The sequence below is a fragment of the Streptomyces sp. NPDC002055 genome, from assembly GCF_040296705.1.
Classification (GTDB): domain Bacteria; phylum Actinomycetota; class Actinomycetes; order Streptomycetales; family Streptomycetaceae; genus Streptomyces.
Genome location: NZ_JBEOXS010000049.1, coordinates 1 through 14,900, shown reverse-complemented (window position 1 = coordinate 14,900; position 14,900 = coordinate 1). Strand labels below are relative to the sequence as shown.

Here is a 14,900-nt window from a genome sequence, read left to right as displayed (position 1 = left end):
ATCGGTTCGCTGCTGCGAGCTGGGCGGTGCGGATCGTTGGGTCGCTTCGGTGCCGCGTCGGCGGCAACGGCGGCCAGGAGGACCAGAGCAAGCATGGCGAGCGTTATGTGCCGGTGCCATGAAGTCCAGTGCCTGACCTGGTAGTGGTCGAGTCCAACTTCGCTCTTCGCAGCCTGGAAGCACTCCTCGACGCTCCACCGGACACCGGCCACGCGCACCAGCTTCGGAAGGGCCACCGTGATGGGTGACCAGCACAGGTAGAAGGCCAGTTCACCACTGGTGCGGTTGCGGCGGGTGAGCAGGTGGCGGTGTTCGGCGGCGCCGATGTGGATCCAGGCCCAGTCGTAGTAGCGCGGGCCCTTCGCCCCAGGGCCTGCACTCTGCCGCTGCCAGGCGGTGGCGGGCAGGCGGTCGGCGACGGGGTCCGCGCGGACGGGGGTGCGGCGCTGGTTGATCCACACCCGCGTTGAGCAGGCGACGGCCATCACGTAGCCGGTCCCGCGTGCCTCCAGACTGGCACGGAGCTGTGGGTCCTGCCCGTAGGCTTCGTCGCCGGCCACCCACAGTGCCTCCACTCCGGCGTCCAGCGCGGCGGTGATCATCTCCCAGGCCAGACGGGGCTTGGTCGCGAACCGCACCGTCCCAGGTATCCCGGCCGCCTGGCGGCGTTCGGGATCGGTGCACCAGGATGCTCGGGCAGGTAGAGCCGGCGGTCGATCAGTGCCCGTCCCCGGCTGGTGGCATAGGCGAGGAAGACGCCGACCTGGGAGTTCTCGATGCGCCCGGCGGCGCCGGTGTACTGCCGCTGGACGCCTGCCGAGGCCCGGCCCTTCTTCACGAAGCCGGTCTCGTCCACGATCAGCACGCCGCCATCGGCGCCGAGGTGTTCGACGGCGTACATGCGGATGTCGTCCCGGACGGCATCGGCGTCCCAGCGGGCGTAGCGCAGCAGCCGCTGCATCGGCCCCGGTCGGACGTGACCAGCCTGCTCGGCCAGCCGCCAGCAGTTCTTCCGCTCCACTTGCGACAGCAGCTCGAGCAGATAGGCACGGGCACACGCCCTCGGCTCAACTCAACCGAAGCGGCCCGCGATCCGGGCCACGACCTGGTCGAACATCATCCGCCAGCGGGCAGGTCTACGCTGTGGCTCACGGCCACCGAACAATCTTCGTTTGTCCACACACCAACCGATGATCACGCGGTGGCCGTACCCGTTCCCAGCTGGGTCCGTTACGAGGTTGGAAGATCATGACGGATTACCAGGAGTCCCGTCGCCCTCGACATTGGCCACCATCTTGCGTAGCACCTTGAGTGCGGCCATGTACTCTTCGTCGCTGATGCCCTGGTGGACCACGGCGCGTACCTCGGTCACCAGATCACGGAGCCGCGCTCTGGCAGTCTCCCCGGCATCCGTGAGGTGCAGGCGCTGCCCGTCGTCGATTCGCAGCCATTCGCGGTGGAGTAACTGGTCGATGACCCTGGCGATTTCGTGCGGCCCGTCGGCAAGGTGCGTCAGCTGCGCGATGGTCTCCTCGCGACTCGGCGCCGTGGGACCGCCGTTCACGCGGTTGAGTACCCAGTACTGCGGCTGCGTGACGTCGACCTTGGCCATCGCGTCACGCAGATGCCGGGTGACGGTCGTATGGGTCAGGCCGCACCAATAACCGACCGGCTGAGTTGCCAGCATGTCATCGGTGGCGGCAGGGTTTGCCGGCGCCTGATCGGTGGTGGTTCCGGTGAGTGCTTCCATGATCGCGACGCTACGTACCCCCGGCGCACGGAACAATCGGAATGCGGTATTCGCTGCAACTCGACCTGGGGGCACGTCGGAAGCGCGACCACCGTCATCCTTCGAGCCGTCGCAGCCCGCGCCGTCACGCCGAAGCCCACCGCGGCCTGTGCCGACGATGGCTCACCCATGCAGCCAGCGGGTACATCACGAAACCGCACTGGAGTACCAGGCGGGTTGGTCACGCGACCAACTCATAACCAACAGCGGTCCGAAACAACGAGAAACAGCAGGTGAGGGTGACCATCCGTGGCAGGCTCCGGATGGTCACCACCGGGGTGTTCGCGCAGGTCAGCGAAGTAACAAGCTGGTGCCCGAGTGGGAGTTCAAGCCCCCCTCGGACACCACAGGAATCGCACCGATGGTGCCGGTCACTGCGACCGGCACCATCGGTCTTTTGTCGCCGCCGGCCAGGTGTCATGGCGTTGGCGCCGGGTCGGCCGGTCGGCCGGGGACGGAACCGGCCGGTCCGGGGCCGGGAGCGCCACCGAGGCGGGGCCGGCTCACCTTCTCCGCGGGGGGCCTCCCACGCGCCGTCGCACGCCGCCGACCAGGTGTGGTGCGGTGAAGCCGGCGCCGTAGACGAAGCGCATGGCGGGGCCGAAGGACGGGGCGGCCAGCAGTCCGGCGAAGAAGAGGCCGCGGTGCGAGGACTCGAAGCGGCCGTTCAGCTGTGGACCCCGGCCGCCGGCGACCCGGCGCAGCCCGGCGCGCAGCCCCGGGTCCAGCATCTGCAGCCGGGCGAGATCGGTCGTGAAGCCGGTGGCGGCGATCACGTGCTCGGTCTCGACGGTGCGCCGTGAGCCGTCCGCGGTGGTGAATTCGAGCCGGACGCCGTCGCCCCGCGCGGCCGCGGTCCGCAGCCGGTGTCCGAGGACGACCGGGACGCCGCTCTCGACGCGTTCCCGCAGCCACCACGCCCCGGCGGGGCCCAGCGCGGTGGACGCGATGCGCACCCGGGCGGCCGCCGGCAGCCGCCGTACCGCCCACGGGGTCTCGGCGAAGACCCAGCTGGGCCATCCCGTGCCCAGGCCGCAGTGCGGGTCGCGCAGGGAGCGGGCGAGGCTGCGGTGGAGGGGCTGCGGCGTGCTGTTCCAGGCGATCCGGCCGGCGCGGGCGACGACCTGCGCGGTGGCCCCTTCCTCCGACAGCAGCGCCGCGGTCTCCAGGGCCGCCTGCCCGGCGCCGATCACGGTGACGTGCCTGCCCTTGAACCGGGACAGGTCGTTGTGGTGGCTGCTGTGCGAGGCCAGGTCCGGCGGGAGTCCCATGAGCGTCCGCGGGACGTGGACCAGCGGCATCACCCCGACCGCCAGGGCCACCGTGCGGGCCGGGATCGACTCTCCTTCCCGGGTGCCGACGAGGAAGCCCGCCCCGCGCGGCCGTACGGCGGTGACGGTCCGCTCCTCGACCTCCGGCACGGCCTGCTCGGCGAACCACATCCCGTAGTCGGTGAAGGTGCCGATGGACATCGGGCTGCCGTGCTCGGCGGGCAGGCCGCGGGAGGCGCAGTACGCGGACAGGGTGCGGTCGCCGGTGGGGTCGGACAGGTTCGAGGACCAGGGCTCCGACTTCAGGAACATGCCGGTCGGCATGTGGTCCCGCCACGAGGCCATCGGACGGCCGAGCACGCGCAGCCGCAGTCCGGCCGCGGCCGCGTGGGCGGCGATGGACAGTCCGTAGGGGCCCGCGCCGACGACTACCAGGTCGTACATGGGTGCTTTCCACTCTCTCGTCGTGGGGAACGTGCGGTGGTTCGGAGGGAGTCAGGGGCGGTGGGCACGGTGGCCGGGCCGTCGGCCGGACGGTGCGTCAGGGGGCCAGGGCCGCCCGGGGGCGGGGGCGCAGCCGCCGCAGGCCCTTCCGGCCGCCGCGGCCCAGCCAGCCGGCGGCCATCGCGGCGAACGGCGCGGGGTCGTCGGCGGCGAACCAGGCGGTCTCCCCGGTCCGGCGCCGGGTGCCCCGGCCGGGGCCGCGTCCGGTGTCGCGCCGCAGCCGTGCCGTGGCGGCGGTCGCGAGGCCGGACAGCAGGGCGTAGTTCTCGGCCACGAAGACCCGGCCGGGGACGGGGTCCGCGGCGATGACGGGCCGGCCGGTGAGATCGAGGTGCAGGGCGCGGACGACGTCCTGTCCGGCCCGGTCGGTGAAGAGCCGGAACTGCGCGCCGGGGCGGGGGTTGAAGTCGAGCAGGTGGTACCGGCCGGTGGTGGTGTCGCGCCGGAAGTCGAGGTCGAGGATCCCGCGGTAGCCCAGCCGCTGGGCGAGTCCGAGCGCGGCGCGTTCCACGTCGAGGTTGGGGAACCAGGTGCCGACGGCGGTCAGTCCGGTGCGCACCGGCCAGGCGAGTTCCTTGCGGCCGGTGCCGCCGACGAGGCAGACGGACTCCGCGCCGAAGCAGCCGTGGAAGAACCAGTCGGTGCCGCGGCCGCCGGGGATGTGCTGCTGGAGCAGCAGCGGGCTGCCGGCGTGTGCGCTGTGCTCGTAGAGCGTGCGGGCCTGGTCGGGGGTGTGGACGAGCGTGGTGCTGCGCAGCCCCGTCGTCCGGGACAGCAGCCAGGGCCGGCTCCACTTCGCCACCACGGGCAGGCCGAGGTCCCGGGCGAAGCCGGCCGCCTCCCGGCCGCTCCCGGGGACGACGGTGAGCGGGTGGCAGATTCCGGCGGTCCGGCACAGTTCGGCGAGTTGCGCCTTGTCGGCCACCCGCTCGGAGAGTCCGGTGGGTTGATGGACCATCAGGTAGCTGTCGTCGAGGTGGGGGGCGATCCGGTCGGCGGCGATCGCGCTGATGTCGTCCATGGGGATCAGCACCGCGGGGCGGCCGATGTGCCGGGCGATGCGGCGGAGCGCGGGGTAGAGCCGCTCGAGGGAGGGGCCGCCGCCGGGCCAGTGGTGGGCCCGGTGCAGAAAGCGGGACCGGTTGACCGGGCTGCCGGGCGATTCGACGAGGGTGTGCACCTCGATTCCCGCCCGGCCGAGCGATCTGACGGCACCCAGCGTTCCGTGGTGAAAGGGGTTGTCGTCGAGGCGGAGCAGCAGTGCCGGCACACCGGTGTCGAACGTCGGGCGCGGAGCCGGGTGAGCCGCGGAGTCGTGGTGCACTGCTCCCCTTCGGGTCGATGGGCCGTGCGGGCGATGAATTCTCGAACGGGCTATCAGAATCCATTCAATGAGACTGTGCGAAATACGTCCCATTTACTGTCAGGGGGTATGCAGCCCGTCCGAGTTGCACGCCGGAAGGAGTAGCCATGTCCCACCCGTCCCGGCGGCTTTTGTCCATGTGCCTCGGCGTGCTCGCCGTGGTCGTGATCCTCACGGGTGCGGCCATGGCGACGGCCGGGCCGCTGCGGGGCGGGTCGCGCTCCTGGCGCCCGGAGCCGGCGGGGGTTCCGTGGGGAGCGTTCCTCGGCTCCGGTGCCGAGGGCGTGCGGGACATGACGAGAATGCAGCAGTGGCTCGGTGGCACGGAGTTGCGCGTCGGGCACACCTATCTGCCGGGGAACCACTGGACCGACATCGAGGGTGACCGGGGGCTGCTGGGGGCGTGGGCGCGGTGGCGGAACGCGGACCCGGACCGGCTGTTCGTGCTGAACGTGCCGATGCTGGACCGCAACGAGGCCCGGGTGCCGGACCGCGAGGTGGCGGGTCTCCTGGAGCGCGGGGCCCAGGGCGAGTTCGACGAGCACTACCGGACGCTGGCCGCGCGGCTGGTCGAACTGGGCCTGCCGGACACGGTGATCGTGCCGGGCTGGGAGATGAACGGCACCACCTACACCGGGCGTTGCGCCCCGAACCCGGAGGCCTGGAAGGCGTACTGGATGGGGATCGTGATGGTGATGCGCTCGGTGCCGGGGCAGCGGTTCCGGTTCGATTTCGCGCCGAGCCGGGGGAAGGACGCCATCGGCTGGACGCACTGCTATCCGGGCGACGACGTGGTCGACATCATCGGCATGGATTCCTACGACCAGCCGCCCGGGAACGATTTCGACGAGCACGTCGACCAGCCTTTCGGACTGCGTGCCCATGTGGAATTCGCGGAGGCGCACGGCAAGCCGGTCTCGTATCCGGAGTGGGGACTCTTCCGGAACGGCGACAACCCGGAATACATGCGCAGAATGCTGAAGTGGATCGCGGATCACCCGCCGGAGTACCACACGATCACCGATTACTGTCCGCACGGGGTGTGGCGGTGCGGGAAGAATCCGCAAGCCTCCCGGGTCTTCCGCTCGGTGCAGTTCACCGGGGTTCCCGGCCCGGAGCAGGGGGCGCGGGCGGACTGTCTGCAGCTGGACCTGGGGCCGTGGCTGTCGCCGTTCGTCGGCCGGCGGCGGCTGTGCGTCCGGTTCTGGCAGGACTCCTGAGCCGGGACTCCTGAGCCGGGACTCCTGAGCCGGCCGCCGGGCCGCTGTCACCGCGGTCCGGCGCCGCCCGCCCGCCAGTTGTTGAGCCGGGTGCGCCAGGCGCGCAGGGCCGGGGCCCTGGTCCGTACCTCCTCGGCGAGCCGGGTCCGGCCCGCGACCTGTGCCGCGTAGAGCCGCAGCATCGGCTCCAGCTCCCGGCGGGCCAGCAGATAGCGCTGGTTGACCACGCGCTCCGGCCGCCAGTGGTGCTTGTAGGCCTCGTCGCCCCGCAGCAGGCTGAGGGCCCGGCCGGTCCGGGCGGCGCAGTCCGCGTCGTGGCGCAGCAGCATGGTGTTGATGTCGGCCTTGGCTGCCCGGAGATCGGGGTGGGCTCCGTACAGGTAGCCGCCGGCGAGGCCGGACGACGTCAGGGTCACGTCGACCGCGGCCACGTGGCCGTCGAGCCGGTACTCGGTGACGAGGGCGTGCCCCGCCCCGACCATCGGGGGTACCGCCCGCAGCAGATGGGCGGCGAAGCGGGGGCGGAGGTGCTCGGGGGTCACCCCGCGGCCCTGCCACTGCAGGCTGTGCAGCCGGAGCATGGTCTCGACCGCGCGGGGCACCTCGGGTTCGGGCACGGTGCGGTCCTCGAGGTCCAGGCCGGCGAGCTTGCGCAGCTTGCCGCGGGAGCGGCGGGCGCTGGACGCGGGCATCCGCCGGAGCAGTTCCTCGACGGGCACGCCCGGGAGCTCCAGGCACAGCGAGTCCTCCCGGCGGCGCCGGGGGCCGGGCCAGAGCTCGAAGATCCGCTCGGCGGCGGCGCCCGGGCGGGCCTCCCGCAGGTCGACGACGGCGGCCCGGGCCGCCTGGCTCAGCCCTTTGACCAGTGCGTGCGCCGCGGCGTCCGCGCAGGAGTCGTCGATCAGCACGTCGAGGAAGTCCGAGAGGGTGCCGCCGAGGGGGGTGAGGGCGGGCATCGGACGGTAGGTCAGTATCAGCGGGGCGGCGCCGACCAGCCGGCCGTCCCGGTGCACCAGCAGCAGCCGCAGTCGTCCCGGCGTCCCGTAGGACTGCCACCACGAGTGCAGCCAGGCGTGGGTCTGGAAGGGGGTGGCGCTGCGGCAGCGCCGGTGCAGGCCGTCCCAGGCGGGGGCGAGCCGCGCGAAGCGGTCCGGGTCTCCGCAGAGGGTCACGGACAGGCCGGTGGGGACCTGCGGGCCGGGCCGGGCGCGCGCGGTCGTCGGCGCCGTCACCTGGCACCGTCCGCGGCGGGCCGGTCCGCGGCCCGTCGGCGGGTGCCGGGCTGGACCAGCATCACCAGGCAGCCCAGCAGACCGCCGGCGCAGACGCCGACACCGACGGCGATCTTCGCCGACGGGGAGGTCGGGGCGGCGGGGGTGAGCGCCTTGGAGAGCACCGCGAGCCGCACTCCGGTGTTGGTCGCGGAGGCGTTGGCGTAGCTGGTGAGGGCGCGGGCGACCTCGTTGGCGTTGACGGCCGCCTGCTCGGCGCGGGAGTCGCTGCCCTGGATCTCGATCATCGGAGCCTCGGGCGAGGTGAGGGCCCGGACGCGCTTGCGCAGCGTCTCCGCGGGGACGCCGGCGGCCGTCTGGGCGTTGTCGAGGACGGCCCCGCCGGTGACGACCCGGCCGTAGGCGTGGGCGAAGCCGAGGGCGGTCGCCGGGTCCGCGGCCTTGCCGGGTGCCACCACCACATAGCTGGAGGCGGTGAACCGGGGCGCCTTCACCAGGCCGTAGACCCCGCCGAGGAGCCCGCCGAGCAGGGCCAGCAGCAGCACGGGCGCCCAGATGGGCAGCGGCCTGGGCAGGAAGGACGGGGAGGGCAGGCGGCGGGCGGTCCGGGGCTCGGACGGCTTCGTCAGGACGGTTTCGGTCATGGCGGCGGTCACCTCTTCGGATGGGACAGGGTGGGAACGGAGCGGTGCGGTACGGCGGGCGGGCGGCGGGCGGCTCCGGCGGTGGCCAGGGCGCGGTCGTAGACGGCCACCAGCTGTTCGGCGCTGTGCGCGATGTCGTAGCGCCGGACGGCGGGAGCGGGCAGGCGGAGCGGGGTGGCGGCCGGATACCGGCGGGCCGCGTCGGCCAGGGCGTCGGCCAGCGGCCCGGTGCCGGGGGCGATCCGGAGGGCGCCGGGGGCCTCGTCGGCCGGGAGTTCGTCGATGGCGGGGCTGGTGACGTGGACGACGGGCAGTCCGGCGGCCAGGGCCTCCAGCACGGCGAGGCCGAAGGTCTCCTCGGTGGAGGGGGAGACGAACAGGTCCATGGCGGCGAGGAGTCCGGGGACGCCCGCGCCGCGGCCCGCGTCGGAGGCCACCGCGCCGCCGCACTCGCCGGTCAGCCGGACGCGGGCGGAGATGCCGAGCCGGAGGGCCTGTTCCCGCAGGGCGGTGCGCTCGGGTCCGTCGCCCGCCAGCAGCAGCCGGACGCCGGGCACGCGCGCGGCGGCGGCCAGCAGGACGTCGTACCGCTTGCCGGGGACGAGCCGGCCCACTCCCCCGGCCACGAAGGCGTCGTCGGGGATGCCGAGCCGGGCTCGGGCGGCGGCGCGGGCCGCGGGGTCGAAGCGGAAGTGGCCGGCGTCGATGCCGTTGGGCACCACCCGGATGCGGTGGCCGGGCACGCCCCAGGCGCGCAGCCGGGCCGCGACGGTGGCGGAGACGGCGACGGTGGCCGATCCCAGGCGCTCGGTGGCGAGGTAGAGGGCGCGGTTCCCGGCGGTGAGCGGCCGGCCCTCGATGCCGGCCGCGCCGAGGGAGTGCTCGGTGGCGACCACGGCCCGTACCCCGGCGGTCCGGGCGGCGGTGCGGCCGAAGACGCAGGCCCGGTAGAGGTGGGTGTGGACCAGGTCGTAGCGGCCGGCCCGGACCGCGCGGACGAGCCGGGGCAGCGCGGACAGGTCGCGGTTGCCGCGCATGCCCAGATGGGTGACGCGGGTGCCGTCGGCCCGGATGCCGCGGGCCACGGCGCCGGGGTTGGTGAGGGTGAGGACATCGCACCGGACCGGCAGGTGGCGCAGGAGCAGCCGGAGTTGCTGTTCCGCGCCGCCCGCGCCGAGACCGGTGATGATGTGCAGCACTCTCATCGCGCGACTCCGGCGCGCGGCGCGTCGGGCATCCCCCGGCGGCGGAAGGGGTGCAGCAGCCGCTTGACGGTGAGCCGCAGCGCGGTGTCCTCGTTGCCGATGTGAATGCGCGGCAGGGCGTACGGGCCGGTGAGCGGGCCGGGGTCGATGGCGCAGGCGTAGCTGTAGCCCGCGCCGCGCACGGCGTCGAGGGCCCGGGCGTCGACGTCGCCGTAGGCGTAGCAGTAGCCCTCGACGGGGCGGTCGGTGATCTCGCGGAGCAGTTTGCGGCTGTGGGCGGTCTCCGCGAGGAGGGTGGCCTCGTCGGCGTCGGGGAGGCTGACATGGCGCATGCCGTGGGAGCCGATCTCCATGCCGGCGACCGCGGCGTTCCGGACGCCCTCCTCGGTGAGCAGCGGCTTGCGGGGGCCGAGCGGGTCCCAGGCGTTGTCGCCGCCGAGGCGGCCGGGGAGCACGAAGACCGTGGCGGTGAAGCCGTGTTCGCGGAGCAGCGGGACGGCGTTCTCGGTGAAGTCGGCGTAGCCGTCGTCGAAGGTGAGGCCGACCAGGCGGGATCCGCGGCCCGCGGCGCGCTCCCGGAGCAGTTCGGCGATGCCCACGCCGCGCAGCCCGCGGCTCTTCAGCCAGCGCAGCTGGCGGCGCAGCCGGTCGGGGGCGACGGTGACCCGGTAGGGGTCCTCCGTGCAGTGGGTGACGGAGTGGTACATCAGCAGCCAGGGTTCAGCGGGCATGGCGGCGCCTTCGGTCGACGGAGGAGAGCAGCAGCCGGATTTCCGGCGCGCGGAGGCAGAGGGCCGTGACGGCGAACGCGGTGAGGACGACGAGGCAGCCGGCCGCCGCGGCGACCGGGGCGGTGCCGCACGCGGACGCCGCCGCCCAGCCGGCGGCCGTGGCGACGGCGGCGGCGAGCGCGAGCCGGCCCAGTCCCGCCGTCACCCGGCGGACGTCGACGGCGATGCCCTGCCGGCCGAGGCCGCGGAGCAGCAGCAGCGCGGTGACGAGGATGCCCAGCGCGTTGGCGGCGGCGATGCCCAGCACTCCGCAGTACGGGACGGCGGCCCGGGCGCCGACGATGGTGATCAGCAGTCCCGCGGCCATCGAGGCGGCCGGGTGCCAGGTGGGCCGGGCGGCGGAGAAGTAGGGGCGGATCAGCGCACCGGTGAGGCTGTGGCCGAGCAGCCCGAGGGCGTAGACGCGCATCACGGAGGCCGTCGCCGCGGTGTCGTGGCTGTCGAAGGCGCCCCGCTGGAAGAGGAGCTGGATCAGCTGGGGGGCGCAGGCGGCGACGTACGCGGCGCCGAGCAGCACCACCAGACCGGCGAGGGTCAGGTCCCGCTCCACGCGGCGGCGGGCGCGGTCGGCCTGGCCGTCGGCCATGGCCCGGGCGACGAGCGGGAACGTCACCGTGCAGACCATCAGCGAGAGGACCATGGGGACCTGCGCCACCTTCTGCGCGTAGTTCAGGTGCGAGATGGCTCCGGCCGGCAGCGAGGAGGCCAGATGGCGTTCCACCAGGACCTGCGCCTGCCGGGTGAGGGCGAACAGGGCGACCGGCGCGAGGACGGGGCCGCACAGGGGCACCGTCCGGGCCCGTGGCGTCCGGACCCGCGGTGTCCCCTGCGGGCCACCGGACGGCGGAGGGGCGCCCCCGGACGGTCCGGCCGGCGCGGCGAGCGGGCCGGCCGGACGCCGTAGGCCGGGCAGGACGACGGTGCGGACGCGGGCCAGGGCGCCGGGCACGGCCGCCGGTACCGGAGAGCGGTCTCCCCGGCGTTCCGGGGCGCGGCGCAGACGCCGGCCGGTCCGGGCGGGGAACTGCCGTAGGATGGACGGCAGTTGCACCAGGACCATCAGAACGCCGCCGAGGGCGACCCCCGCGGCGGCGGCCCGGACCCCGCCCGTGCGGTGCAGGGCCAGCACGGTGGCGATGATCCCGGCGTTGTAGGCCACGTAGATGGCGGCCGGGGGCACGAACCGCCGGTGGGCGCGGAGCGCGGCGCTGAAGTATCCGGCGATGCCGAAGCAGAGGACCGTGACGGCGGTGAACCGGGTGCAGTCCACGGCGGTGCCGGGGTCGGCGAGTCCGGGGGCGAGCAGCCGGACCAGCCAGGGCGCCGCGGCGGCGAGCGCCGCGGCGGCCCCGGCGAGCGTCAGGAAGAGCCGGGGGGCGGTCGCGGCGACGAGCCCGCCGACGGGGTCCGGGACCGCGTCCGCGGAGCCCGCGGCACGCCGGGAGAGCGCCAGGCTGAAGGCCGGGATCATCACCAGCGCCATGGCGTCCTCGATGAGCAGGGTCGCGGCGATCTCGGGCACGGTCCAGGCGACGAGGAACGCGTCGGTCTCGCCGCTCGCCCCGAAGAGATGGGCGATCAACTGGTCCCGGACCAGCCCGAACAGCGCCCCGGCGGCGGTGAGGACGGCGGTGACGGCCGCGGCCCGGGCGACGAACCGCTCGCCCGGCCGGGGCGCCGGATCACCGGCGGGCGCGCCGGTCCCGGCCGGTGTGCCGGCCGTGTGCTGCGGCACCGTCACCGCGTCGCTCATGGGTGGCCCGTCCCGCCCGGGACCACGGCGACCGCCGCCGAGGCCGGTGCCGGCACGCTGCCGACCGGCGGGCCCTCCACCCGGGCCTCGCTGCCCAGGGCCCACCAGGCGGCCAGTCCGTACATCAGGGCGGTGATGACGGTCTCCGGGCCGCCGATGTCCGCGTACAGGAAGTCGGCGAGCTGGTAGACGAGCAGTCCGGCGGCGGCCAGACCGCAGTCGGCGGGCTTCCCGGTGCGCAGGGCGCCCCGGCCGCGGCGCAGCCGCCGTACGCCGAGGACGAGGACGGCGGTCCAGCTGCCGACGACGGCCGTCAGCCCGACGAGGCCCTGCTCGCTGAGGACGAGCAGGTACATGTTGTGCGGGGTGAGCAGCGGCTCCCGTTGGAACTTCGCGCCGGCGGACGCGGTGTCGCTGCTGGAGGAGAGGCCGATGGACGCGTGGGCGTCGCGGTGCGCCGGGTACCCCTTGAGCCCCACACCGGTCACGGGCGCGTCGCGCCACATGGAGACGGCGGCGGACCACATCGCGTACCGGTCGGTGACCGACCGGTCGGGGGTCTCGGCGACCTCGGTGATGCTGGTGAGGCGTTCGCCGATGAGCGCGGAGCCGGCCCCGGCCCCGCCGACCAGGACGACGGCGGCGGCGACCAGGACGGCCAGGGAGCCCAGGGCGAGGCGCAGCCCGGCGAGGAGGAGGACGGCGGTGCAGGCGAGCGCGGTGGCGATCCAGGCCCCGCGGCTGAACGAGAAGGCGAGCGGAACGAGCAGGAGTGCCGAGGTACCGAGCGCGGCGGGCCGCACCCAGCGGGGGCTCCCGGCGGGCGGGGCCAGCCCCAGGGCGAGGGCGAGCACCACGCCGTGGGCCACGACGGTGGCCATGCCCATCACGTCGAGCGCGCCGAAGGTGCCGACGGCCCGGATGTACCGTCCGGCGTACGAGGCGCCCGTCTCGGTGACGTACTGGTGGACTCCGACCGCGCCCTGGAAGACGGCGACCGCGATCAGAGCCGTGGCCACCCAGCGGAAGTCGCGGCGGGAGCGGAGCAGCAGCAGGACCGCGGCCGGGACGAGGACGAAGATCTGCACGTAGCGCACGAAGCCCGGCAGGCTCGTCTCCGGATCCCGGGACACGACGGTGGCCAGGGCGAACGCGACGGCGGGCGTCCCCAGGACCACTACGGCGGTCCGGGTCAGCGGCCGTTCCCGGTCCCGCAGCAGGGCGACGGCACAGATCACCACGAGCACGGCCGAGGCCACGTCGGCGGTGGTGATGTGCACGGCCGCGGTGATGTCCGCCTCGTCCCGCCGCCCGGGCGCGCAGAGCAGCAGCACGGTGACGACGGCGGGCAGCACACGCCACAGCCCGGCGCAGCGGGCCCGCAGCGACGCCGGGAGGATCGGCAGGGTGGTCATCCTCAGCTGCCTCCGTGTCGGAAGAGGGAGCCCGCGGTGCGCAGCAGGATGCGGACGTCCTGCCAGAGCGACCACGTCTCGATGTAGTGGTTGTCGAACCGGGCCCGGTCCTCGATGGAGGTGTCGCCGCGCAGCCCGTGGACCTGCGCGAGGCCGGTGATACCGACGGGCATCCGGTGGCGGGCGGCGTAGCCCGGGTGTGCCTTGCTGAACTGCCGCACGAAGAAGGGCCGTTCGGGCCGCGGGCCGACCAGGCTCATGTCGCCGCGCAGCACGTTCCACAGCTGCGGGAGCTCGTCCAGCGAGGTGCGCCGGAGCAGCCGGCCGACGGCGCTCATCCGCCGGTCGTCGGCGACGTTCCAGAGCGTGGCGGACTCGTGTTCGTCGGCCGGGCGCAGGGTGCGGAACTTGAGGACGGTGAACGGCCGCCCGGCCATCCCGACCCGCTCCTGACGGAAGATCACCCCCGGCCCGTCGGACCATCGCACGGCCACGGCGCAGGCCAGCAGGACGGGGGCGGCGCAGATCAGGGCGACCGCGGCGACCAGGACGTCCAGGGCCCGCTTGCCGAGGATGCCCAGGTGGTGGCGGGGCGGTGGGTCGAGCCGCCGGCAGGCGAAGCCCCAGAGATGGTCGGGCCCGTCGGGCCTGCGGGGTCCGGCGCCGGCGGCGGGCTCGGCGTGCACCAGCCACACCGTGCAGCCCTGCTCCACCAGCAGCCGGGCGAGCGCGGCGTCCCGGGGGTCCTCCCAGGGGCCGCGGGTGAAGACGGCGTCCCGTACGGCGTTCTGGATGACGGCGCGGGTGATGTCCTCGGGCGACACGAGCACCGGGACGGGCAGCTCGGCGGGGGGTGACGGGTCGTCGGCCGGGTCCGGCGCGGGCGCGGGGAGGACCAGGCCGACCGGGTGAATGCCGTACTCGGGGTGGTCGTGGAGGGCCGCGGTCACCCGCCGGCCGGCCGCGCCGCCGCCGACCACCAGGGCGGAGTGCGGGTGGCGCCGCCGGTTGCGGCGGCGCAGCAGGTGGACGGTGCCGCGGAGCAGGCCCGCGCAGGTCAGATGCACCGTCACGACGGCCGCCAGCAGGGCCCACCCGGGGGCGGCGGAGGGGCGCACGCACACCAGGACGGCCGTCGCCACGCACCAGGCGATCACGCAGTGGGGCAGCAGCCGGGGCAGTTCGTCCAGGGCGGTGGTGACCGGTCCGGGCCGGTGCAGGCCGCGCCGGGCGTTGAACAGCAGGACCACCGCCAGGGCCGGGCCGAGGGCGACGGCCGCCCGGACGGGCTCGCCGAGCGGCACCGCGCCGGCCGTCGCGGCGAGGACGTCGGCGCCGGTCAGCAGGACGACGGCGCGCCCGGCGTACGGGGGCCTGCGCTGTTCGGCCGGGGCGGGACGGCGCGGCGGCCGGCGCGGTGTGAAGACGGGTACCGCACGGCTCGTGTCCACCGGCAGCGACATGACCCGCCCGGGCTTCGGCACCCCTGCGTTCTCCGTGCTCATCGCCTGATGCGCTCCCTGGAGTCGGTGGACGGGCCCGGCCGGTCGACGGGCCCCTGGCGCGCACCGGGTGCCGCTCCCTGCGGCAGGCCCTGCCCGGACGGGCCGCCCTCGGCGCGTGCGGGCGCGCTGGGGCCGGGCTCGGCGCGTGGCGGCGCGGACGGGCCGGGCTCGTCGCGTGCGGGCGCGGACGGGCCGGGCTCCGGGCGAC

General features: G+C 74.5%; 11 protein-coding genes and 2 pseudogenes. 1 reads left to right on the top strand and 12 read right to left on the bottom strand.

Annotated features, from left to right (window positions below; genetic code table 11):
- Nucleotides 1-53: 53 nt before the first annotated feature.
- The 4 genes and pseudogenes from ABT112_RS25865 to ABT112_RS25850 form a co-directional block, all read right to left on the bottom strand.
- Nucleotides 54-1,120: pseudogene (locus tag ABT112_RS25865) on the bottom strand (IS701 family transposase); the annotation flags it as partial.
- Between the two features lie 126 nt (nt 1,121-1,246).
- Nucleotides 1,247-1,750: a MarR family winged helix-turn-helix transcriptional regulator gene (locus ABT112_RS25860; RefSeq protein WP_351513449.1), complete on the bottom strand. Its 504-nt coding sequence runs from the start codon at nt 1,748-1,750 to the stop codon at nt 1,247-1,249.
- A gap of 542 nt (nt 1,751-2,292) precedes the next feature.
- The gene (locus ABT112_RS25855) at nt 2,293-3,504 is read right to left on the bottom strand and encodes an NAD(P)-binding domain-containing protein (RefSeq protein ID WP_351513447.1); all 1,212 of its coding nucleotides are present in this window, start codon (nt 3,502-3,504) and stop codon (nt 2,293-2,295) included.
- Between the two features lie 97 nt (nt 3,505-3,601).
- The gene (locus ABT112_RS25850) at nt 3,602-4,888 is read right to left on the bottom strand and encodes a carboxylate--amine ligase (protein ID WP_351513446.1); all 1,287 of its coding nucleotides are present in this window, start codon (nt 4,886-4,888) and stop codon (nt 3,602-3,604) included.
- A gap of 146 nt (nt 4,889-5,034) precedes the next feature.
- Here ABT112_RS25850 and ABT112_RS25845 point away from each other — a divergent pair, with 146 nt between their 5' ends.
- Nucleotides 5,035-6,147, top strand: coding sequence for a glycoside hydrolase family 26 protein (locus tag ABT112_RS25845; protein ID WP_351513444.1), 1,113 nt, complete (start codon nt 5,035-5,037; stop codon nt 6,145-6,147).
- Between the two features lie 47 nt (nt 6,148-6,194).
- On the opposite strand, the gene ABT112_RS25840 is transcribed toward ABT112_RS25845, so the two are convergent.
- From ABT112_RS25840 to ABT112_RS25805, 8 genes and pseudogenes are all read right to left on the bottom strand, one after another.
- A complete protein-coding gene (locus tag ABT112_RS25840; protein WP_351513442.1) occupies nt 6,195-7,379 on the bottom strand; it encodes a GNAT family N-acetyltransferase in 1,185 nt (394 codons plus the stop codon).
- A complete protein-coding gene (locus ABT112_RS25835; RefSeq protein ID WP_351513440.1) occupies nt 7,376-8,023 on the bottom strand; it encodes a YveK family protein in 648 nt (215 codons plus the stop codon). The genes ABT112_RS25840 and ABT112_RS25835 overlap by 4 nt, the downstream gene beginning before the upstream one ends.
- Before the next feature lie 8 nt (nt 8,024-8,031).
- On the bottom strand, nt 8,032-9,228 hold the full coding sequence (locus tag ABT112_RS25830) for a glycosyltransferase (protein WP_351513438.1): 1,197 nt from the start codon (nt 9,226-9,228) through the stop codon (nt 8,032-8,034).
- A complete protein-coding gene (locus ABT112_RS25825; RefSeq protein WP_351513436.1) occupies nt 9,225-9,959 on the bottom strand; it encodes a polysaccharide deacetylase family protein in 735 nt (244 codons plus the stop codon). Before ABT112_RS25825 ends, ABT112_RS25830 begins: the two co-directional genes overlap by 4 nt.
- The gene (locus tag ABT112_RS25820) at nt 9,949-11,772 is read right to left on the bottom strand and encodes a lipid II flippase MurJ (RefSeq protein WP_351513434.1); all 1,824 of its coding nucleotides are present in this window, start codon (nt 11,770-11,772) and stop codon (nt 9,949-9,951) included. Before ABT112_RS25820 ends, ABT112_RS25825 begins: the two co-directional genes overlap by 11 nt.
- Nucleotides 11,769-13,187 (bottom strand): O-antigen ligase family protein, encoded by a 1,419-nt coding sequence (locus ABT112_RS25815; RefSeq protein ID WP_351513432.1) that lies wholly within the window; start codon nt 13,185-13,187, stop codon nt 11,769-11,771. Before ABT112_RS25815 ends, ABT112_RS25820 begins: the two co-directional genes overlap by 4 nt.
- Nucleotides 13,188-13,189: 2 nt before the next feature.
- On the bottom strand, nt 13,190-14,692 hold the full coding sequence (locus tag ABT112_RS25810) for a sugar transferase (protein WP_351513430.1): 1,503 nt from the start codon (nt 14,690-14,692) through the stop codon (nt 13,190-13,192).
- A pseudogene (locus ABT112_RS25805) lies at nt 14,689-14,900 on the bottom strand (DUF6777 domain-containing protein); the annotation flags it as partial. The gene ABT112_RS25810 and the pseudogene ABT112_RS25805, both read right to left, overlap by 4 nt.